The sequence below is a fragment of the Methanobrevibacter ruminantium genome (genome assembly GCF_016294135.1).
Classification (GTDB): domain Archaea; phylum Methanobacteriota; class Methanobacteria; order Methanobacteriales; family Methanobacteriaceae; genus Methanobrevibacter; species Methanobrevibacter ruminantium_A.
Window position 1 is genome coordinate 1 of the sequence record NZ_JAEDCO010000029.1, and the last position, 21,349, is coordinate 21,349.

Genomic DNA, 21,349 nt, shown 5'->3' on the forward strand with positions numbered 1-21,349 from the left:
TACACTTAATAAATAAAATAATCCAAAAATAATAAACTTATATTAAAAATCAATTAAAATCATTAAAATAATGAAAAAAATTAATATTATTTGTCCTTTATACTATTTATACCCAATTTATTTAGCTTTAATTGAAAAATAAACCTTATTTAGTTAAAAAATGAAAAATAATTTAAAATTTCAATTTATTAAGGAAAAAGGTTGAAATTTTAAAGAAAAAAATTTAAAAAAATAAACAGAAACATGAAAAATTTTTTATCTATGTTTAAGACATATTTTGATGATGATATTAATCATTCATCAAGCTGTTGATCATGGTCATATTCCAAACCGAATGGACATGCATGAGCAGTTACTCCATGAATAAGATCCATATCCTCTAAAATCTTATTCTGAACCAAATGAACAACCTTATGGGATTCATCCAAACTCATTTCCGGCGGAAGCTCAATGTGTAAAGTGACAGTAGCATATGAACCTAAATAATTCACCCTTACATCATGTGTACCGCAAACCTTGTCTACTGAATTGGAAACCTCTATAATCTTGTCAACCAACTCTGGAGATGGAACCTTACCCATAATGCTATCTAAATTTTCACGAACAACCCCAATAGCTGTCTTAACGATTAATAAACCGATTAACAGTCCAATCAATGGATCCAAATGAGGGAAACCATATTGTGCAATGAGGATAGCGAACAATATTGCAAGTGAGGACATTATATCAACTCTTTGATGCTTTCCATCAGCAACAATTGCAGGACTATTCACCATACTCCCTAATTTAATGATATATTGACTCATTGCAAAGTTTACAATAACACCAATGATTGCCATGATAACAGCCAATGGCTCTGGAATAGCAAGTGCACCTCCGAAGAACAATCTATATAGCGCACCTGTAATGATTTCGTAAGCAATGATTGCCAAGAATACTACAATCACCAATCCTGCAATTGCTTCAGCCCTTCCATGACCTAATGGATGCTCAGCATCTGCAGGCTTGCTGCCTATCTTGAATCCGACATAAGCGATTATTGAGGTAACTATATCGGATATTGTATGAGCCCCTTCAGATATGAGCGCATAACTTCCAGACATTATCCCTACAGCAATGTTGAAAACAGTTAAGAAAATATTTCCTAAAATAGCCACATAAGCTGCCCTTTTTCCTAACCGTTCCCTATCCTCTTTTTTCATATTATCAATTCTTTATGTTCATTGATTTTATCAATAATTAATACTTAATTCAGTTATCAATTTATAAATTTATTAATTTATATTTTTCTAATTGATTGATTTAAAAATAATACTAATCTTTAAAAAAAATACAAAATTGTAATACAAAAATTAATATTTTTATTACTACTTAATATTCTGTAAGTTTTAATATATATTTTTTATTAAAAAAGTTTAAAAAATGAAAAGATTAAAAGATTAACAAATTTTTAATAATTAATCTCTTAAAATAAAATTGAATAAAATTAAATGGATTAAAATCTAATAATCCAAATCCTTTAGGATATCCATTGCCTTTTCAATGTTTTCATATGAATTAGCATAGGACATTCTTACATGCTCTTCTCCTAAGCTTCCAAATGGAGATCCTGGAACTGAGATGACTCCAGCTTCTGCAGCAGCCTTTACAAATTCCATAGGTCTGTCAACTTTAGGGAAAACATAGAATGCACCTTGACAGTCCACTGTTTCATATCCCATATCGTTTAAGCTTGAAACAATCAAGTCCCTTCTTCTTGAAAACTCAGACACCATCTTTTTAACGGAGTCCTGTGGACCTGTAAGAGCTTCAATAGCTCCAACTTGAGAAACAGAAGGGGCATTTGCAGTACAGTATTGGTGAACCTTAAGCAAATTCTCAGTCACTTCATCATTTGCAACCATATAGCCAACTCTAAGACCTGTCATTGCATAGGTTTTTGAAAATCCATTAATGGTTATTACATTGTCACAGTATTCTGCAGGAGAGTGGTTTTTGGTTCCATAAATGATCTTTTCATAAATCTCATCTGAAATAATGTAAAAGTCATGGTCTGTAGCCAAATCTGCAATTCCCTTGATGTCTTCCTTATCCATCACTGCACCGGTTGGATTGGAAGGTGAGTTGATGATCAATCCTTTTGTGTTCTTGTCAATCTTTTCCTGAACGTCATCCACTTTCATCTTAAAATCGTTTTCCATAGGAGTTGTCACTTCAACAACATTGGCTTCAGCCAATTGCACACAAGTGTAATATGATAGGAATCCTGGATTTGGAACAAGCACATTGTCGCCTTTTCCAAACAAAGCCTGTGCAGCAGCGTATAAGGATTCACTTGCACCGCAAGTGACTATAACGTTTTCAGCATCAGTCTTTATATTGTTGTCCTTAGCAAGCTTATCCACAATAGCTTCCCTAAGTTCAATCAACCCTTTGTTTGAAGTGTATTTGGTGTATCCTTCATCAATAGCTCTTTTCATTGCATCCTTGATATTTTGAGGAACATCAAAGTCAGGTTCTCCAATCCCTAAATTAACTGCATCATGATTAGTGACTTCAAACATTTTTCTAATTAGAGATAATTCTATTTCTTCAACTCTTTTTGCAGGATTTAACATAATAACACCTTTAATAAAAATAACAATTAATAAGAATAATTTAAAACAATATTTGAATTGATTAATTTAAAATAAATAAATTAATAATTAATAAATTTTTTACATTAATATATTTGAATTAATATTTTATATATTTTTAATTGCAAGCTCCACAATCGTAACAGATTCCGTCTTCACACCAAGGTGTCTGCTCACCAGTCTTAATCTTTTCATATTCGGACTTCAAGAACTCCTTGCTTACACTTACATTGATTGAATCCCAAGGCAAGTCATCTTCCAAATCATAACTTGGAGCTTTTTCACCCCACTCTCGAATACTGATCTTTTCATTCAAAGACCTTTCAATAAGGTTTCCAATATCCTTGTCTCCACAGGATAATACATATTGTATAAGTCCCATCTTAGCGCTGTCAAACTTAATGTCCAACCCCTTAAGATTCTTCTTGAGATATCTTATCTTTGACTTGATTTCCTTCATGTCATATCTTTCCCACTGGAGAGGGGTATGTGGCTTTGGAATGACAGGGTTTACACTAAAGCTAATTGAAACCTTAGCTTTTTTATTAGACTTGGATTTTTTATCCTTTTTCCTTGATTTTTTAGATTTTGAAGCACTTGAAACAGAATCATTCCCAGATGATGAATTAAGTGTTGATTTAATTGAATTGTCGTTTAATTTAATTGAAGATGTGGGATTTGAATCGATATTATACTTCATGGAATCAATTTGCTTCATCATATTTGCAAGTTCTCCAATATCGTCTTCAGACTCATAGGGCAAACCGATTAAAAAATACAATTTAATATTAAAACCTAGTTCAACAGCATCACTTATAACCCTTAGGATCTCTTCATCCCTGATGTCCTTATTGATTCTGCGCCTTAGGGAATAAATTGATTCCGGAGCTATTGTCAATGTCTTCAATCCGCTTGACTTGAGTGCAGCCAATGTTTCCATTGTGATTGATTCAATTCTCATGGAAGGTGTTGATACCTGAAATCCCCTTTCATTCAATCCTTCTGTCAATTCATTTATCTGTGAGTAATCTGATACAGCTGCACCAATCAATGATATCTTATTCAAGCCAGTGTTTGCTCTAGCTTCATCTGCAATTGAAAAGAGATCATCCAAATTGGTTTCCCTAAGAGGCCTATACATATAGCTGGACATGCAGAACCTGCATCCTCTAGTACATGCCCTTGAAACATTCAATAGAATGGAATTGGAAAATGCTGGAATGAAATCCTTATCATCGGTTTCTGTAACGATTGGGCAAGTCAGATGATAAATACTTTCCATATCATCTGATAGCACTATATTTGTTTCATTATTGAATTCAGAGATGTATAAACCTTCAATATCTAAAAACGGAGACAAATCCATTTTTTCATTATCAAAACTATCCCAATTATTATTGATTTTATTCTTTTTGCTCCTTTTAGATAGCTTTAATGAAGAATACAAATCCAAAAAGTCATACAAAACAGCTTCAGCTTCCCCTACAACAAAAATGTCTATAAAGTCAGATAGAGGCAATGGATTAGCACTAGCGCAAGGACCGCCAGCAATGATTAAAGGATCATCAGATGCCCTATCTTCCCTTCTAAGTGGAATGCCTGCTTCCCTCAACATCTCCAAAACATGGAAATAATCCTGTTCATATTGAAGGGAAAATGAAACAATGTCAAAATCAGACAATGGACTGTTGGTCTCCAAACTTCTTGTAGAAGGATAGATAATCCTTTCAGAGTATGTGTCCTCTCTTTCATTGACATAATTATAAATAATCTGGTAACCTAAGGAACTCATTGCAGTCTTGTAAACATTTGGATAAACCAGTCCAAAACGTATATCCTCTTTCAATGGATTTTTTATAATTATATTCTTTTCTTTAAACATGCTTTAGTCCTTTGTAAAATACTTGTCTTTATTAAAATCAATATAAAGTTTGTTTATACAAATATAATAAATTTTACTATGATTAAACTTAAATTCGGACATGAAATTTACGAAATCAAATCAATTTAAGAACCATAATATAAATTTCAACCCAATTTTAATTTTTATATCAAGATATAAGTAATATATAATCTTTTTTATGGAAACAAAACTGTGATTTTACACAAAATCACAATTAGAAAATATATTTAAATTAAAAAGTTAAAATATGAATTAACTAATCTTTAAAATAAAAAATAGACAATTTTAAAGATAGTTTAGAAAATAGAAGGAGGAGAATAAATAATATGAGGTGTTAGCATTAGAACTAAAATGATTATTATAGCTTTATTGGTAGTGCTGTTTTTTAGCTTAAGTAGCATCAACGCTCAAAGTGTGAATAATTATGATGATTTGGATAAGAATATCCTTAAATCTAATTCTTCAAGCAACAAGGCAGCAGTAAATATTACCTCTAAAGCAAAGACAAATTCAACTAAGAAAACAAGTATTAAGAAGACAAGCACAACTAAATCAAAAGAGAATACAACAACAGTGAACAAGAAAACATTGGCAAAAACATCCACAAGCTTTATGAACTACGTGGAGAAGAATGGAAAATTCCCTAAAGTGAAAATCAGCAATAGAAACTATTCAAATACAGAATATTTGTATCTGATGACAAAGGCTGTTGAAAACAACTCAAATTCAAAGATTGTGATTAAGAAGAATTTGGTTAAGAAATACAGCAATGCAAATTCAAAATCTGTAAAAGGAACTTTAAATAAGACTGAATATATCAAGATAGCCAGCAAAACCAGAAAATTCATTGATAAAAACAAAAGAGCTCCGAATTGGGTTTCATCATCAAAGGGAAATATACCATACAATCAATTGATTCTTTCATACAGCAAATGTTTGGATTTCTCCAATAAGAACAATAGATTGCCTAATTCAATAAAGCTTGATGATTTGGATTTGGATAAGATCAAATCTAAAATAAAAAAGGATGCCAAATCCACTGTAAATTCAATTGGAAAATCAAGCAATAAAACAACGAATAAGACCACAACCAACACGGTAAAAAGCAATAAAACCAAAGCAACAAATAAAACAAAGAACACTTCAAATGCCCCTTCTAATAATGATGATAAATCTGTTAAAGAGGGAAGATTAGCTGAAATGGCACTAAATAATATCCATAACATATTGAATAATATTTTAGATAGGCTGGATCCTAGCAAATACCTATTGGATTTGACTAAATCCGATGAGGCCAACATTAATTTCAATACCAGCAAAATCAATGTGGACATAAATGGAAAATCAACTGTGAAACTTAAGGTTTCCGCTAAAAATACAACAAAGACAACAAAGGCAACGACAAAGAAAAGCACTGCAAGCACAAAGAAAACAAACAAAACAAAATCAAACGTTTCAAAGGCTAAAACAAAATCAGTTAGCATTGGAAAGACTTCAATTAATGAAGCTTTAAGGAAATACCTTTCAAGCACTAAAAACTGCCAAGTGAAGAATAAGAATATTCAAGATTTGGCCAAGACACTGACCTCCAAACTCAAAACAGATTATGAGAAAGGCAAGAAGCTATTCAATTGGGTTCGTGACAATATCCACTACAAGAAATATAGAAACACATTAAGAGGTGCCGTGAAGACACTCAAAGCTAAAAAGGGCAATTGCGTTGACCAAAGCCATTTATTGATTGCATTGTCAAGGGCTTCTGGAATTCCTGCAAGATATGTCAAGGGAGATAACTGCAAGTTTACCAGCGGTTATGTTTCAGGCCATATATGGACACAGATGTATATAAACAAGAAATGGGTGGTTGCAGATACAACAAGCAAAAGAAACACCTTGGGAAAAATCAGAAACTGGAATACAAAAAACTATAAGTTATATGGGCAATTCAGTTCCATAAGCTTTTAGATTAGTCAATCAGACATTAATCTTTAGTTTTAATTGATTATTAAGCAGATATGATAATCGATTAAAACTCTTATTTTTTTAAAAAATTATATTAAAATCACTATTAGAAAGTTAAGAATAAAAAAAAGTTTAAAAAAAGCGCCGGGACGGGGATTTGAACCCCGGTGATCTATTGATCATCGGATTAGCAGTCCGACGCCGTACCAGGCTGGGCCATCCCGACTAGACATTAAAAAAAGTAATTAAAAATATGTGTATAAAATACAACATTACTATTTTATATTTACTTATTATATAAACTTTTTCTTTTTAAGAATGGGATATCTCTATCTTTATTAGAAGTGATTAGAAATATTAAAAAAAGTCATTTAAGTGGCGCATAAAGGAGTGGACACCCTTCATCAAACATAGTTATCTGAAAAACTAACTCCACCCCGCGGTTCTACAAGCATCAGCTGTAAGCGGTAGAGCTGCTCCTTTCCAGGCCTGACACGTTCCCACAATAAAGCCAATTAAATATTACCCTCCAGTAATATCCATGACACCATTGATCCTGCAGGACGAGGCTTCGACATCAGCTTCACAGGCCATGATTGAATCCAAATGCCGCCTCCTTTATTTCGACTGCACCAAAGGAGATTTGTGCTTACAGAGGACTCCTAACCCTCCAGTCTAGCCAATTATAATATATTATATTAATCTTATATAAAGTTTATTAATTAAAAAACATTTCAATTAGAATAGCCTTATTTCAAGAAACAGAAGATAACTAAGAGTATTTTTTAAAATAGAACAAAAAATGATAAAAACAAGCTAAAATAGGTTAAATAAATAAAATTAATTATGAAATAAAATTATAAAAATAGAAATATGATTAAAGATAAGAAAAGGGAAATATAATTAAAATAAGGAAATGAACAAAAAATAAATTTACAAGTATTCTTTTAATATCTTAATAATATCTCCATCAGATATGATACCTACAAGCTCACCATCGTCAACTACAGGCAACTGGTTTATGATGTTATCTCCAGGAGCATTATCAAACATGACAGAAACAGCATCTTTAATGGTATCTTCAGAAGATACGCATGCAACATCCTTAACCATAGCAGATTCCACTTTGGTACCATATTGATAATTGTCTAAAATCAAGTTATGCCCTAAATCTGTAGCGGTTACGATACCAACCATTTTTCCATTGTCAACAACAGGCATTGCACTTATCTTATTCTTCATTAGCTTTTCAAAAGCGAAAACAGTTGCTTCTTCACATTCAACTGTTAAAACGTCTTTTGTCATTAAGTCTTTAACTTTTGTCTTTTCTAACATTATTCAAACCTCCATATGTTTCAGCGATTGAATTAATTATAAAATCTATAGTTGTAATTCTATCTATATTCTCAACAACAGGAACTCTTTCCTTATTTCCTTGATCTTTAATGTACTTTTGGATCTTTCTGATTGCCTCAAAGTTATCCAAATACTTCTGCAGGGACCTATGGGCCCAACCGTCACTGCATCGTGAATAAAGTCTGCTTTTATGCATTTCCTCATCTTCAAGGCTTAATACAAACATTAAAACATTATCCTTTTCCATCAGGTCTTTACGGATAAATCCAGGAACTATATGGACTCCTTCAATGATAATGCTTATTCCTTCAGTCAATGCCCTTTCAATGACAGCTTCCACACCAACGCTTACAGTTGTGACATGATCTTTAAATCCTGCCAAAACATGATCGAATTCAGGTGGAGGAGCCACCCTTAAAGCTTCATGAGCCATAAATGATGATTCATGGAGCACAGGACTTAATTCCTTCGATACAATCTTTCGCATGACTTCTCTAATCATATCAGTGTTCATCATGCCTTTAATACCCAATTTTCTAGATATCTCATATGATATGGATGAAGTTCCGATACCGGAAACACCGCCAATTAAAATGATCAATGGCGCATCTGTCTTTCGTATCTTTCTCCAATTCAGATAATTTTCAGCAATTAGAGGGTCTTCCTGCTCCAACAGGTTGACAATTCTTTTAACTATATCATCAGTTGTTATTGAAGAAATACTCTTTTCCATCAAGTCTGATTCTATCTTGTTCGCTATTTCATAAGCTTTGCTGGGATCTAATTCTGCACGTATAAGCGTACGTGAAAGAATCCCTTTTGAAAAAGGTTCAGCATATACTTTCCCTTTAAGTCCTCTCTGAACTAGAATCATAAAATCACACCTTAATTGATATAATTCAAAGAATTATAAATTGTTTTTTCATCATTTAACTATTAATTCACTGATAAATAAAAAAATAAGCCATTAAATCATCTTATTTAAAGCCCATACTAAATAAAAGCAAAAAATAGTTAAATTTTGAAAATATAGATATGTTTTTAATTATTAATAATATTTACTATTAACATTTTATAAAGTTTTATATTTGATTTTTGTATAAAAATGAAAACATGAAAAATAGTGGAAAAATAGTTAAGAATAATTTAAAGAATAGTTAAGAATAATATAAGAGCCTTTAATAATAGTTAAAAAATAGAAAATTTTGGAAAAATAAAAAGAAAAGGAGTGGATTTATTCCAAGGAAACAATTCCTATAGTGTACATAGCGTTTTCATCCACTTCAATTAAAACTGCATGACCATCTTCAAGTCTTCCAGGGTTTGCAACAGTGGTATTTCCCACCATGTCAATGGAACATGCTTCGTGTACATGACCGCAGATGTTTATGTTAGGTTGGAATTCATGAATAGGTTTTTTAACACCTTGACTTCCTACATGAGCACCGCTTTCAATGGTATCCGCTTTTGTGTCATATGGAGGGGCATGAGTAAGCAAAATGGTTACTCTAGGAACCGCATCGTTTCCAATATAGTCATACTCAGCTAAAAGCTCATATACATGGCGATAAATCTTGTCATCATCGATTTCACCAGGAGTGTTGAATGGAGTAGGGTTGGATCCCCCATAACCCATGATTACCACATTTTCATAAGCTATCAATTGATCATGCAAACAGAATGCAGGCCTTTCATCAGGACCGCTTTCCTTAATCGCATTACAGATTCCTGCAGGGTCACAGTTACCTGGAATTGCAAATACATCCACATTACATTCTTCAACGATTTCATCAATGAATGGTTTTACAAAACTTAACGGTTCAAATTCAGTAATGCTGAAATCTGTAATATCTCCAGCAATCAATACTAAAGAAATATCATCATTTTGTTTTAAGTAATCGATTAAGCTTTCACTCTTTTTACCGTGTACATCACTAATTGCTAAAATTTTCATTTTAAAACATCCTTAAAACTTTAAAATTCAACGTAAAATTATAATTATAAAAAATAATTTAAAAAAAAGAATAATCTTTTATTATTATGTTTATTCAGCGAAAAATGGAGCCATTTCCTTTAAAGCTAATTGGATATTTGATTTTTCACCATACAACGCAATTGTTGAATCGGTGTCAAATTCCATTATAAGTCCATAATATTCAGCTATTTCCTGTATTCTATCCTCTGCAATTGGATTTCTTAAAGTAATCTTTGCATATGATAATCCTGGAGGAACATTTTGAATGAATTTTGATTGGGTGTCTGGAATCTTAAAGATCTCTTCTCCCCTATTTGCTCTTTGAAGCTTGTCTAACCATTCTTCATAAAATTCCTTGTCATAACTTTCCGCAAGAGAAAGCAAGATTCCTTGAATTTCATTTAAGGACATGTCCGCCCTAGCCATCTCATTGATCATATCTGGATGAGAAGGGTCTTTCTTATAGAACCCAATTTGGGATTTAACCAAACCTAAGTCCTTATTCAATTCATTTGGAATTGGAACTCCTCTCTTGTGCAATTCTGAAGAAAGGTTAACCATAACCAACCAGGATTGTTCTATAGGCAATGTACTCATAAATGTCCTTCCAATATTTTTAAGGTAGTAACATTAACTTTTGCATCTGCTTCTCTTAACTCTCTTTTGATTTCATTAAGATTATTGTATTTGTCTAAAAAGAGAACATGATGACTACCGGTACCAGTAATGTCTAAAATAGCGATTTCATCTTGATCATCAATTTCATCTCTACCTTCAATAGCCGCTTTAAATTGCACATAAGGACCGTATTCTTCAGGAAGGTCTTTAAATTTAAATATTCCACCTAAAATTGCAATAAACATATTATTTCTCCAAATTCTTAATTTATTAAAATCATCTAGCAAAACCAGTAAGCATACCAGCAAAACTAGTTTAATTATTATCCAAATCTCATATAATTTTTATATTATTAAATTATATGAATATATTTTTAGTTATAGTAATTAATATAGTTTATTATTATACTAATAATTTTTATACAATGTAATAATTCAATTTTATTAAATCAGTTTAGTAATATACAAATTATTTTTAATCATGCAAGAAATGAAAGATCGAAAAATAGCAAACTTAATAATTAGTAACTATGCGAACTAAAAAAAATTTTTTAAAAAAAAGAAAAGATAAGTAGAGTAATCTACTTATTCAATTTTTTCTAATACAGGAGCTGCGTCGATTAATTGTGCGTCGAAAGTTAATTCGTCTGCGCTTAATCCCATAGCTAATCCGTATAATTGAGCTAAGTGCATTACAGGGAATGCGAAGTCAGTTCCGTATTTTGCGTTTACTTCAGTTTGACCTACATCGAATTGTAAGTGACAGAATGGACAAACTTCTACAATAGCGTCTACACCAGCTTCAGCCATAGCGTCGAGTTTTTCTTTGGTGTAACTTAAGGTTACGTCAATATCTCTTGCTCTTAAACCTCCACCTGCACCACAGCACATCATTTTGTTTTTGTAAGGTACAGATTTAGCACCGGTGATTTCTACTAATTCATCTAAGATAGTTGGGTTTTCTGCAGATTCTTCAATACCTACTTCTGCGGTAGGTTTTAAGAAGTGACAACCGTAGTGTACTGCAACGTTAATACCTAAATCTTTGGTGAACATTTCAGATAATTTGTCAAGACCTATGTCGTTGTATAAAATTTCTGCAAAGTGTCTTACTTTGGTTTCACCTTTGTATTGTTTGTCAGTGGTTTCAGCTAAGATAGCGTTAATTTCGTCTTTTTTAGCTGGGTTTTCTTTTAATAAGTGGTCACATTCACGTAAGGAACCGAAACATCCGTTACATTCGGTCATGATGTCTGCACCCATTTCTTCTGCAATAGCGAGGTTACGTGCTGCAATAGTTGCCCAGGTGGTTTGGTCAAAGGATCCGAATACACCAGGTGCAGGACAACAGGAAGCTCCTTCCATGTCTTTTAATTCAATGTCTAATTTATCGAATAAGATTCTGGTTGCTTTTTCGATACCAGGGTAACGGTTGTTCATAATACAACCTAAGAAATATGCAATCTCCATAATAATAACTCCTTCAATATGTTTATTCTAATTCTCCAGTTTCCATGTTGAAACCGATTAATTTATCAAATTCACATGCTGCACAGATTTTTTGGACTTCTTCTAAAGCTTCAGGGAAAGAATGTACTGTTGGAGGTAATTCGTCAAGTCCAATAGCTTTTCTTAAGTCTTTGGTTTTGTCGTTGATTGGTACACCGTGACCAAATTTAATTACGAATGAACCAGTTGCTTTGTGTGCGTCTGCCATGTATCCAGCTTTAGCTGCTTCGTTACGTGCCATTTTGATGATGTCTACGATTTTTACACTTCTAGGACATCTTTCTTGGCAGGTGTAACAGGTGGTACACATCCATAATGCAGGATCAGATACTACTTCCTCTCTGAGTCCTAATAAACATTTTCTTACAATTTGTCTTACTCTGTAAGGAGTTCTTCTACCAGAAGGACATCCTCCACCACAGGTACCACATTGGAAACAGTGGTCTACAGTTTCAATTCCAGCATCAACGAATTTTTGAGTAAATTCTTTATCAATATCATCCATTGAATATATATCATTTTCTTTTAATAAAGTCATATTATCGCTCTCTTCATTTTCTTCTGAAGATTCTTCTTCCGCAACCTCTTCAATAGCTACTTCTAAAGACTCTTCATCTTCTGAAAGTTTATCATCAATTGATTCTTCCGCATTATCTAAAGAAACTTCCTCTTCAGGAACCTCTCCAACTGCTTCTTCAACAGCTTCTTCTTCAACAGGAGCCTCTTCAGCTTCAACTTCTTCTTCAGCTTCAGCTACCTCTTCAGCAGCCTCTTCTTCAGAAATAGTTTCAGAATCAGATTTGGTTTCAATTTCCTCTTCTGAAGATGTCTGTATAGCATCAGCAGCTTCTTCAACAGACTCTGCTTCTTTAGATAAATTCTCTTCTATATCTTTATTTGCCCTACCGATGAGGGATTTAAGAGTATCTAACACAGACATTGAAAAACACACCTAGGACAATCATAGGTTTTCCTCACGTCCTTAATTATAGTTATATTAGAATAGTATATAAAGGTTTTGTAAAATTTTGAAAGTGTAACCTAAAAGATTACACCATTTGATAAAGTTTAGGTTAGCCTTAAATTAGAGAAATAATCGATTAAAATTGAGATAAAAAATTAGAAAAATTTTAAAAAAATAGGGTTTAGTGAAAAAATAATCAAAAAATAGCAGTGCAAAAAAATAGAATTTATTAAAAAATATTGAAAAAAAGTAAAATAAAAAAAATATTAGATGTCTAAGATAAGACATCCACTGAATTGTCGGAAAGCTTTTTCAAAGTTCTTGCAAAAGCAACCAGCTCATCTGTAGGAATGTCCCCGATAGTTGCATCTTTCCATTGATCGAATATGTCAAGCAAAATTTGGCAAGTCTTTTTTCCATCTTCAGTCAACAATAATATTTTTTTGGTATTGTTTTCAGCATCAATGGTTTTAGTGATTAATCCTTTAATCAATAAGTTTTTAGTGATTTTGCTAATGTTAGCTTCAGTCACATGGAATTGCCTTACCAAATCTATTTGATTAAGACCTTCATTTGTATAAATTTCCATAAGAATTGGTATTTCACCAATGTTAATATCTAAATTTTCCATGTTTTTTCTAAAAAACATTTCATAGCTTTTCAATAAGTTCATTAAGTAGTTTACGTGTTCTGGAATCATGGTCTCATTTTCATTCATAAAAATCCCCCCTTACTAAGGGAATCATTTGTAGTTAGCATATAATTTTACATATTAAAGATAGTATATTTCTTAATATATAAAAAGTTTACTTCAGTTAAGTTAATTAAGTATTTTTCTAAACATTGTTATATAAATTTTAAAGATTTTTAAATGCACTAATAACTGCTAAAATAATTAAGAAATAGATGAAACTTGCAAAAACATTAATTATAAAAAGGAATAGATAATTAATTGAATCATTAAAAATAAGGAATTACAGATAAAATGAAACAATTTGAAATCAAAAGCCATGACGGTCCTGGAAGATATGGGAAGCTTGGAGATTTGGAAACTCCAACAATAATCAATAAGGATGACTTTTCCATAGCTGATGATGAATCCTCAGCTTATGATGTTGAAAAGGAAATTGCAGAGTGGAGCGTTAATCAAACCATTGAAAAAGCAAAACTTGTTGAAGACAAGGAAATAGCAGTTATCCAAGGAAGCAAGTACATCGACTTGCGTATCAAATGCCTTAAGGAACTTGAAGAACTCGGATACAATGGATTCATTATAGCGAATGCAGATGATCTTCTTCTTCATCCAAGGGATTTGGTTGACTTGATTGTTGCACTTAGGCAAAACATGAAAGCATCCAGCTACTTGATATTCCCATTTGCTGAAGCACAATTCATTCCTCTTCTTGCATATATGGGAGTTGATGCATTCTTCGAGGACATTGGAGAATATTACAGTTATATCAATGTGCTTATGAGTCCAACTAAAAATTACGATTTAGAGACCTACAATCTTTATGAAATGAGTAGGGAAGAGATTGAAGCATACAATAGGAACACCATCGACTTCGTGCTTAGGGAAGTTAGGGAACACATGAAAAACAGCAGCTTGAGAAACCTAGTGGAAGAAAGGTCTGCTACAAGCCCACAGTATGCTTCTGCACTAAGAATACTTGATAAGAATTACTCTGAGTACTTATTGGAGTATACTCAAGTTTATTAGTAGAATTATTAAAAAAAGTTAAAATAAATTAAAAAAAGAAGATTGAAAATCTTCTTATTTCTATTTTTAAAAAATTATTCATTTACTTCAAATTCAACTACTTCTTTATTGTCATTCACTATTTTTGCAATAGCTTCCTGAGCGCTACTCAGTTTTTCATCACATTCCTTGACTAAAATCATAGCTTTCTTAAACTCTTCTATTGCATCATCCAATGAAACTTCACCAGTTTCCAAGTTGTTTACAATTTTTTCCAATTCAGCTAATTTCTCTTCAAAACTAAAATTCTCCTTTTCTTCCACCATCATATCACCTTCGATAATTTTTTTTAATTTTCAATTCTATAATTATAAAACTCTTGTATTTACTTTGCCATCCTTAAATTCTAATTCCAATTCCTCATCTTTCTTCAAATCTTTTGCATAAGAGACTACCTTTCCTTTGGATCTTGCTACCGCATAACCTCTTTGTATAGTCAATAAAGGATTTAAAACCTTTAGCTTATCGATATTCCTTGATAATTTAATTGTTTTCTCATCTAAAATTGACTGAGGATTCCTGAAAACATTAGAACTCTTGACTTTAGATAATCTCATTTGATTTGAATGTATCATTTCCTTTGAAGAAGAGACTAATCTGCCTTTAATGAAGTCCAAATCCATTCCTCTCCTTTCATGAATCATATGAGGATTCTTGAATAAAGGTCTATTTTTTATCCTTTCGAATTTCTCAAGATTATCATTCAATTGCTTGGCCATAACATTGCTTGCCCTTGAATCCAAATCATCCACTTTTGAACTTATTTCCCTAATATCCGGAACAGCAATTTCTGCAGCAGCAGTTGGAGTTGCTGCCCTTATATCCGCAACATAATCGGCAATGGTCCAATCGATTTCGTGACCTACTGCACTTATTACAGGAGTTTCACATGCAAGTATTGCCTTTGCAACAATCCTTTCATTAAATGCCCATAAGTCCTCTATGTTTCCCCCACCTCTTCCTACAATAAGAGTGTCCAGCTCGAATTCATTGTCAGCGACAAATATTTGCCTTACTATATTGTTGGCAGCGAGACTTCCCTGAACAAGAGATGGAAATAGAATGATTTCACATAAAGGCCATCTTCTCTTGATGGTTGTTACAATATCCCTAATGGCGGCTCCAGTTGCAGCAGTGACAACCCCTATCCTTTTAGGAAACTTAGGTATTGGCTTTTTCAAGTCATCCTCAAAATAGCCCTTGCTTTCCAGTTCCTTTTTCAATTGCTCAAATGCAATATGCAATTCGCCCAATCCATCTTCGATAATCCTTTGAGCATAGAGCTGATAGTTTCCACGGGATTTATAGACATCAACATATCCTCTAACCAAAACCTTCATTCCATTTTTAGGTTCAAATTTAAGTTTAGAGGCAAAACCGTAAAACATGACCCCTGGAATAACACTGCCTTCGTCCTTAAGGCTGAAATAGCAATGCCCAGATGAATAACGCTTAAAATTAGATATCTCTCCCCTTACATAGACTTGCTTCAATCTAGAGTCTGAATTGATCAGTTTCCTTATATAGTCTGTAAGCTGAGACACTGAAATATATTCCTCTTCCATTACATAACCCCATATTTTAATACAGAATTTATACATTTGCTCATTTATAAATCTTTGCCATTTTATAAGATTTTCCTAATCATGGCACATCATTATAAAATCAAAATATGATTAAAAAAAAATAAAAAAATAAAAGCAATTAAACATGGGAAATATCAGTGAAATTTGATATTTCACTATTAAATGTTGCTAAATTATCCAAGGACAAATCATGAATATCATCATGCCCAGTAATTCTTGCAAATGTCTTAATTTCCTCCAATGAAACATTCAAATAGTTATATACTCTTTTAGAAGCCAAATCAATGTCCAGCCTCTTTCTTAAGTCCTTATTTTGAGTGGCAATGCCTACAGGACAATTGCCACTGCCACAAATACGATACTGCTGACATCCTGCGGCCATCAATGCAGCTGTTGCAACGGCTATTGCATCAGCACCTAAGGATAATGCCTTTGCAAAGTCAGAGGATACCCTCAAGCCACCTGTAATTACCAAATCAATGCCAATACCATTTTCATCCAAATATTTCCTTGCTCTGGATAATGCATATACTGTTGGAACTGAACTTGCATCACGTATGATCTTAGGGCTTGCACCTGTTGCCCCTCCTCTGCCATCAATAGTAATGAAGTCAGGCTCAGCAAAGCATATGAATTCCAAATCCTCTTCAATCCTACCTGCTGCAATTTTAACACCTATCGGCCTTCCATCAGATTCTTCACGCAAATAGGTTATAAGATTTTTCAAATCATCTTTAGATTTGATCTCATCATATAATGATGGGCTTATAATATCCTCACCCATAGGTTTTCCCCTGATTTCCGCTATCTCTTCAGTAATCTTTTCAGCAGGCAAATGTCCTCCCATACCAGGTTTGGTTCCCTGCCCTATTTTAATTTCAATTGCATCACAATTCAATAAGTTCTCTTTTGTTAAGCTATAATGGTTCGGAACATATTCAAAAATATACTTATAACTGCTATTCATCTCATCAGCCAATATTCCCCCTTCACCACTGCACATGGCAGTCTTGGCCATTGCGCTTCCTTTGGCAAGAGCTATCTTAGTTTCATAAGACAAAGCTCCGAATGACATGTGAGAAATGTAAATGGGACTTTCAAGAACCATTGGCTTTTTGGCATTTTTACCAATGACTGTTCTTGTCTTGACTTCCGCATGCTCATCCAAAGGGAATGGATTGAGCTGATTTGCAATAATGAGCATATCATCCCAATCAGGCATAGGAAGTTGAGTTGCCATTGCCCCTATTATGGAATTTCCAGTCACAGCCATTTCATGAATATCAGACATGTGAGGAATTGAATCATCAAGACGTGCGGTTTCTTTAGGATATTCCAAACTAGAAACTGAATCCCCACCATTCTTGTGATTCCCAGAACCTTCAACAACTTCACCTGTAGATTCAGCATTATAATCCCCAGAACCTTCAACAACCTTATTGAATACATTAGCTGGATGCTTACAAACAGGACATCTTTCAAGTTCACTGAAAGACTTGTTTTCCTTTTCTTCATCAAATACATGTCCACAGACACTACATTTATATATTGCCATAGAAAAACCTCCAATGGTTTTTAACTAATTCTGTTAATCAATTTGATTTCAATCAGTTAAGTTTAATGTGCTTATCTTATAGATATTTTTTTAATGATATAATAAGTTTGTTAAAATGAGATTATGTATCTGAAGAAAGTTAAAAATGCTTAAAAAAAGTTAAAAATAGTAAACTATTTAAAAATTGTTAAATGAATTCAAAATTGAATTCAAATAACTGTTTCAGCCATAAAAATTAAATGGAGGTCTAATTCTTAGAGAAATAAACTCTCACTATTATAATATTGCTTTTTTTGATATATAAAGTTTTCTTAAAAGAATAATTTTTTCTAAATTAAATGGGATAAAAAGCCACCTGACGCTAAAATTATAAAGCATAAGTTTTTTTAAAAAATTCAACTATCTGATGCATTTATGCTAAGAAAAGTAAAATGATTTTTATGACTTCTGTGAAGAAATCAAAAACCAATTTATAATCTAGTTCCATTGCACCACCCCCCATTAAATTTTATGACTGAAACTAATTTTATGAGGTGGCAAAAACCCAAAAATAGTTTTATTTGAACCCATTTATAAAATTAACGAATTTAAAACAAGTATTTTTCAAAATAAAGACAATTTAATAATTAGATTGTAAAAATAAGTTATTTAATAAAATTATAATGTGATTGAAAAATTAAAATAAAAAAAGTTATTTTACAAAAATATTTAAAAATTCAATATTCTCTTCATCAATATGGTTTTCTATTGATTCTAAAATATTGTCAACAGTCCCATCAAAAATGGCATAGGAAAGTGGCATGTGCTCATAATCCCAATAATCAGATCTTTGTAAAAATGTCAATAAGCTTAAGGCTTCAAGCAAGTCCAAATCCTTTTTCGAAAGTATTTTCTCCCAATCTGCCTTAAGCTCCACATCATACTTTTCCTTAAGCAGATTCACATATTCATTATAGTCTTCAATAGCCAATTTGTATTTGAATAGAATATTTACAAGAAGGTAATTCAATCCATCCAAATCATAGTCCTTGCTTAAAACTTCCTTCTTGAAGTCATATTCCAAAATGTATTTTTCTTCCAAGTCATTTTCCTGCGCTATTTTTTCTAAAAATGAGAGATACTCATCATTGTATGAATCATAATACTCTTTAAGATAGGCTCTGAATTTGACCAATTCATTTAACCTCTCTTCCCATGACAGGTTTTCCTCTGGAATCTGTAGAATCTCATTTGCTATCTTGTAAAAATCATTCATTTTATGACCCTGAAATTTGACATGAAATAATTGAAATAATGATTAATTAAATAATATTTTTAAGTAAAATTGTTATGTTTAATTAAGAAAATATTTAATTTAATTAATATTAATATTTTTTCTTAATTAAATCCAATAGGCAATCTCCCTATATCAACACTTCAAAAAACTCTTTATTCAAGTAATTTATATGTGTGATCAACTGTCTTCTTTTCATTTGAAGCAGCTTATGATTGTACATCAAATCATCATATCTTTCCTTATCGTACTCCTTTCCCATATCCTTATTGCATTGAAGTTTCCAGATTTCCTTGAATTGCTTGCTCATTTGATCCTTAATGCTTTGAAGCTGTAAGGTAGCTTCATTGATTTCTGAAGTTAATTCATCTATTCTTCCCATAAAAAGCCTCCTAAATAAATTAACCCATTTAAAAAAAGTTAACCATATGTAAATTAATGTTGGATTTAATTGCTTATAAATAAAAAACAAGAGCATGTGGAAAGTAATGTTCTAATCAAAATTTTTCAAAAGGGATTAACTCTAAGCATTTTGAATCCAATGCTCTTTAAAAAAAGTTTGCAATGATATAAAAGTAAAAAAAGAAAAAATTTAAAAAAGAATTATTTAGATTTGCATAACTGGGCAATCTTGGCTTTAGGCAAACCTGTGGCTCTAGAAGTGTCTTCCAATGAAAAACCTTCCTTAATCATATTAACAGCAATGATATCAATACCTTGCTCAATACCCTGCTCAATACCCTGCTCAATACCCTGCTCAATACCCTGCTCAATACCTTCATTCACTAATCTTTCATAAAGCTTTTGAGCGCCAGGAGTCAAAACAACCATATCAGAACCTCCATAACTATTTTCAACTTCCTTATAACACCATTTATTGGCATAAATCAATACAATCTTGATCATATCCTCATATTCCTCATGAGAGATATCCTTTATTCCATAAAAATTATTCAAAAGCACATTTATGGCTTCAGCCTTATTCTTTGAATCCATCATTGGACTTGCTAAAAACAAAGCCTTTTCCTTATCTGACAACCTAAACTTGTTTCTTATTTTATATAAACTATTATTTAAAGTTTGTTTTTGATTTAAAGCCTTTAACGATATGATAAGCATAGTAAACTCTTCACAGGGACCCACCCTATGTCTGAAAAGTTTGTGCTTAGTGTGAACCGTGCTGAAAACAACCATCCTCACATCTTTCTTATGCTTAAAATGCAAATTGGCCTGATATTCGTAAAACACTGTTTTTCTTTTATAATCCAATCTTGATGACTGGAACTCAAGGCCAATGACCAAATCCTCGAAAGTGTCAAAGGGACAGTCCGGAATAAATCTTTTTCCATCTTTTGTGAAAAATTCACTCTCCAGTTTCTGCTTGAAATTGAATCTGAATAAATCGCTTTTCATTAAATCATCAGGACATGCATTAAGAATCTCTTGGGGAAAAGTGTTCCAAAATGCCTTTGGATAAAAGTCCATAATCAGCTCTGGAAAGTTTTCTGCAATCACATCATTGACAATGTCCAATATCCCTTGAGGATAGGTGTCAAAGATATTCTTGAAAATGCAATCATAAATATGAAATACTGCCTTAACACCTCCAACAAATTATTGTTTAATCTTAATTTGTTGAAACAAGTATTTAAATTAGTTAGTTTAATTTAATTATAATTTTACAGTCTTATTTTAATATTTCAAGCCCATACAATATTTTAATAAAATTATAAAATTATAAAAAAAATGAAAAAAAGTGTTTCCACTTCATAAAATAGTCAGATATTATAAAATTATAAAAAAGTGTTTCCTTCATAAAATAGTCAGATATTATAAAATTATAAAAAAGTGAAAAATGTTATAACATTAAAAAAAAAAAATAGTGAAACAGTCAATATCTGACTGTGCTGATCATGCGAGCCATTGTTTCATTGTCCTTGCATACAATGATTACATTGTCATTTGTGTTCTCTGGAGAGAAGAATGCAATGTAATTACTGTCCTTGCTATTGTACCATACAGTATAGTTGGACAAGCTAATCTGCTCAGCCCCCAGCTTATAGGCTTCCTGTGTATATAGATATTGGGAACCGTCTCCTATCAGGTCCATTGTAGACTCATTTCCCATATTGAATGATGTGATTTCAATATTGTTTTGGGAATCATTCACAATATGCATATGCGGACTTACTTGTGTCTTTGTCACATTGTCAGATATTGGAACATCCAGTGAAAATGTGTCTGTTATGTTTAC

The 21,349-nt window shown here is 32.3% G+C and carries 20 protein-coding genes, 1 tRNA gene and 1 other RNA gene; 2 read left to right on the top strand and 20 right to left on the bottom strand.

The annotated features are described in order from the left end of the window. Nucleotides 1-293: 293 nt before the first annotated feature. The 3 genes from VW161_RS06910 to VW161_RS06920 all read right to left on the bottom strand — a co-directional run bounded on the left by VW161_RS06910 (nt 294) and on the right by VW161_RS06920 (nt 4,518). A complete protein-coding gene (locus VW161_RS06910; RefSeq protein ID WP_304102386.1) occupies nt 294-1,202 on the bottom strand; it encodes a cation diffusion facilitator family transporter in 909 nt (302 codons plus the stop codon). A gap of 300 nt (nt 1,203-1,502) precedes the next feature. Continuing rightward, complete coding sequence (locus VW161_RS06915) at nt 1,503-2,618, bottom strand: pyridoxal phosphate-dependent aminotransferase (RefSeq protein ID WP_304093722.1); 1,116 nt, start codon at nt 2,616-2,618, stop codon at nt 1,503-1,505. Nucleotides 2,619-2,754: 136 nt separating this feature from the next. Further along, nucleotides 2,755-4,518, bottom strand: coding sequence for a radical SAM protein (locus VW161_RS06920; RefSeq protein ID WP_304134979.1), 1,764 nt, complete (start codon nt 4,516-4,518; stop codon nt 2,755-2,757). A gap of 372 nt (nt 4,519-4,890) precedes the next feature. Between VW161_RS06920 and VW161_RS06925 the strand changes: the two genes are divergently transcribed. Continuing rightward, complete coding sequence (locus tag VW161_RS06925; RefSeq protein WP_304102380.1) at nt 4,891-6,504, top strand: transglutaminase domain-containing protein; 1,614 nt, start codon at nt 4,891-4,893, stop codon at nt 6,502-6,504. 139 nt (nt 6,505-6,643) lie between these two features. Here the strand turns inward: VW161_RS06925 and VW161_RS06930 are convergent. The 10 genes from VW161_RS06930 to VW161_RS06975 form a co-directional block, all read right to left on the bottom strand. Beyond that, nucleotides 6,644-6,727: transfer RNA gene (locus VW161_RS06930), tRNA-Ser, on the bottom strand. 146 nt (nt 6,728-6,873) lie between these two features. Continuing rightward, nucleotides 6,874-7,187, bottom strand: an RNA gene (gene ffs / locus VW161_RS06935) — signal recognition particle sRNA. A gap of 247 nt (nt 7,188-7,434) precedes the next feature. Beyond that, complete coding sequence (locus VW161_RS06940; RefSeq protein WP_439778450.1) at nt 7,435-7,836, bottom strand: CBS domain-containing protein; 402 nt, start codon at nt 7,834-7,836, stop codon at nt 7,435-7,437. Next, nucleotides 7,814-8,731 (bottom strand): 2-phosphoglycerate kinase, encoded by a 918-nt coding sequence (locus VW161_RS06945; protein ID WP_304088119.1) that lies wholly within the window; start codon nt 8,729-8,731, stop codon nt 7,814-7,816. Before VW161_RS06945 ends, VW161_RS06940 begins: the two co-directional genes overlap by 23 nt. A gap of 360 nt (nt 8,732-9,091) precedes the next feature. Continuing rightward, nucleotides 9,092-9,811, bottom strand: coding sequence for a metallophosphoesterase family protein (locus tag VW161_RS06950; RefSeq protein WP_304088117.1), 720 nt, complete (start codon nt 9,809-9,811; stop codon nt 9,092-9,094). Nucleotides 9,812-9,901: 90 nt separating this feature from the next. Further along, nucleotides 9,902-10,429 (bottom strand): DUF2096 domain-containing protein, encoded by a 528-nt coding sequence (locus tag VW161_RS06955; RefSeq protein ID WP_304088114.1) that lies wholly within the window; start codon nt 10,427-10,429, stop codon nt 9,902-9,904. Then, nucleotides 10,426-10,695, bottom strand: coding sequence for a DUF749 domain-containing protein (locus VW161_RS06960; RefSeq protein ID WP_298536411.1), 270 nt, complete (start codon nt 10,693-10,695; stop codon nt 10,426-10,428). The genes VW161_RS06955 and VW161_RS06960 overlap by 4 nt, the downstream gene beginning before the upstream one ends. A 339-nt stretch (nt 10,696-11,034) precedes the next feature. Continuing rightward, nucleotides 11,035-11,919: a CoB--CoM heterodisulfide reductase subunit B gene (gene hdrB, locus VW161_RS06965; protein WP_304088110.1), complete on the bottom strand. Its 885-nt coding sequence runs from the start codon at nt 11,917-11,919 to the stop codon at nt 11,035-11,037. A gap of 22 nt (nt 11,920-11,941) precedes the next feature. Beyond that, nucleotides 11,942-12,898: a CoB--CoM heterodisulfide reductase subunit C gene (hdrC, locus tag VW161_RS06970; RefSeq protein WP_304102374.1), complete on the bottom strand. Its 957-nt coding sequence runs from the start codon at nt 12,896-12,898 to the stop codon at nt 11,942-11,944. 298 nt (nt 12,899-13,196) lie between these two features. Continuing rightward, nucleotides 13,197-13,640, bottom strand: a complete 444-nt coding sequence (locus tag VW161_RS06975; protein WP_304088105.1) for a MarR family winged helix-turn-helix transcriptional regulator — start codon at nt 13,638-13,640, stop codon at nt 13,197-13,199. Between the two features lie 267 nt (nt 13,641-13,907). On the opposite strand from VW161_RS06975, the gene VW161_RS06980 reads away from it, so the two are divergent. Next, entirely contained in the window at nt 13,908-14,642 is a 735-nt protein-coding gene (locus VW161_RS06980) for an archaeosine tRNA-ribosyltransferase (protein WP_304103105.1), read from the top strand. A 74-nt stretch (nt 14,643-14,716) separates the two neighbouring features. On the opposite strand, the gene xseB is transcribed toward VW161_RS06980, so the two are convergent. From xseB to VW161_RS07015, 7 genes are all read right to left on the bottom strand, one after another. After that, nucleotides 14,717-14,947 carry an exodeoxyribonuclease VII small subunit gene (xseB, locus tag VW161_RS06985; protein WP_304088099.1) on the bottom strand — a complete coding sequence of 77 codons (231 nt, stop codon included), beginning with the start codon at nt 14,945-14,947 and terminating at the stop codon, nt 14,717-14,719. Between the two features lie 42 nt (nt 14,948-14,989). Next, nucleotides 14,990-16,246 (bottom strand): exodeoxyribonuclease VII large subunit, encoded by a 1,257-nt coding sequence (gene xseA / locus VW161_RS06990; RefSeq protein ID WP_304088096.1) that lies wholly within the window; start codon nt 16,244-16,246, stop codon nt 14,990-14,992. A 139-nt stretch (nt 16,247-16,385) separates the two neighbouring features. Beyond that, nucleotides 16,386-17,822 (bottom strand): glutamate synthase-related protein, encoded by a 1,437-nt coding sequence (locus tag VW161_RS06995; protein ID WP_325192833.1) that lies wholly within the window; start codon nt 17,820-17,822, stop codon nt 16,386-16,388. 691 nt (nt 17,823-18,513) lie between these two features. Further along, nucleotides 18,514-19,077 carry a hypothetical protein gene (locus VW161_RS07000; protein WP_304088090.1) on the bottom strand — a complete coding sequence of 188 codons (564 nt, stop codon included), beginning with the start codon at nt 19,075-19,077 and terminating at the stop codon, nt 18,514-18,516. 148 nt (nt 19,078-19,225) lie between these two features. Beyond that, nucleotides 19,226-19,477, bottom strand: coding sequence for a hypothetical protein (locus VW161_RS07005; protein ID WP_304088089.1), 252 nt, complete (start codon nt 19,475-19,477; stop codon nt 19,226-19,228). 221 nt (nt 19,478-19,698) lie between these two features. Then, nucleotides 19,699-20,628, bottom strand: a complete 930-nt coding sequence (locus tag VW161_RS07010; RefSeq protein WP_325192834.1) for a hypothetical protein — start codon at nt 20,626-20,628, stop codon at nt 19,699-19,701. Nucleotides 20,629-20,986: 358 nt separating this feature from the next. Next, the coding region (locus tag VW161_RS07015; RefSeq protein WP_325192835.1) for a hypothetical protein at nt 20,987-21,349 on the bottom strand (363 nt) is incomplete at its 5' end.

What these genes read in the sequence shown, in the direction of transcription:
- VW161_RS06950 (WP_304088117.1), bottom strand. Translation starts at nt 9,811, where the DNA reads ATGAAAATTTTAGCAATTAGTGATGTACACGGTAAAAAGAGTGAAAGC.
- VW161_RS06945 (WP_304088119.1), bottom strand. Translation starts at nt 8,731, where the DNA reads ATGATTCTAGTTCAGAGAGGACTTAAAGGGAAAGTATATGCTGAACCT.
- VW161_RS06915 (WP_304093722.1), bottom strand. Translation starts at nt 2,618, where the DNA reads ATGTTAAATCCTGCAAAAAGAGTTGAAGAAATAGAATTATCTCTAATT.
- VW161_RS06980 (WP_304103105.1), top strand. Translation starts at nt 13,908, where the DNA reads ATGAAACAATTTGAAATCAAAAGCCATGACGGTCCTGGAAGATATGGG.
- VW161_RS07000 (WP_304088090.1), bottom strand. Translation starts at nt 19,077, where the DNA reads ATGAATGATTTTTACAAGATAGCAAATGAGATTCTACAGATTCCAGAG.
- VW161_RS07005 (WP_304088089.1), bottom strand. Translation starts at nt 19,477, where the DNA reads ATGGGAAGAATAGATGAATTAACTTCAGAAATCAATGAAGCTACCTTA.
- xseB (WP_304088099.1), bottom strand. Translation starts at nt 14,947, where the DNA reads ATGGTGGAAGAAAAGGAGAATTTTAGTTTTGAAGAGAAATTAGCTGAA.
- VW161_RS06910 (WP_304102386.1), bottom strand. Translation starts at nt 1,202, where the DNA reads ATGAAAAAAGAGGATAGGGAACGGTTAGGAAAAAGGGCAGCTTATGTG.
- VW161_RS06925 (WP_304102380.1), top strand. Translation starts at nt 4,891, where the DNA reads ATGATTATTATAGCTTTATTGGTAGTGCTGTTTTTTAGCTTAAGTAGC.
- hdrB (WP_304088110.1), bottom strand. Translation starts at nt 11,919, where the DNA reads ATGGAGATTGCATATTTCTTAGGTTGTATTATGAACAACCGTTACCCT.
- VW161_RS06940 (WP_439778450.1), bottom strand. Translation starts at nt 7,836, where the DNA reads ATGTTAGAAAAGACAAAAGTTAAAGACTTAATGACAAAAGACGTTTTA.
- VW161_RS06995 (WP_325192833.1), bottom strand. Translation starts at nt 17,822, where the DNA reads ATGGCAATATATAAATGTAGTGTCTGTGGACATGTATTTGATGAAGAA.
- VW161_RS06955 (WP_304088114.1), bottom strand. Translation starts at nt 10,429, where the DNA reads ATGAGTACATTGCCTATAGAACAATCCTGGTTGGTTATGGTTAACCTT.
- hdrC (WP_304102374.1), bottom strand. Translation starts at nt 12,898, where the DNA reads ATGTCTGTGTTAGATACTCTTAAATCCCTCATCGGTAGGGCAAATAAA.
- VW161_RS06960 (WP_298536411.1), bottom strand. Translation starts at nt 10,695, where the DNA reads ATGTTTATTGCAATTTTAGGTGGAATATTTAAATTTAAAGACCTTCCT.
- xseA (WP_304088096.1), bottom strand. Translation starts at nt 16,246, where the DNA reads ATGGAAGAGGAATATATTTCAGTGTCTCAGCTTACAGACTATATAAGG.
- VW161_RS06920 (WP_304134979.1), bottom strand. Translation starts at nt 4,518, where the DNA reads ATGTTTAAAGAAAAGAATATAATTATAAAAAATCCATTGAAAGAGGAT.
- VW161_RS06975 (WP_304088105.1), bottom strand. Translation starts at nt 13,640, where the DNA reads ATGAATGAAAATGAGACCATGATTCCAGAACACGTAAACTACTTAATG.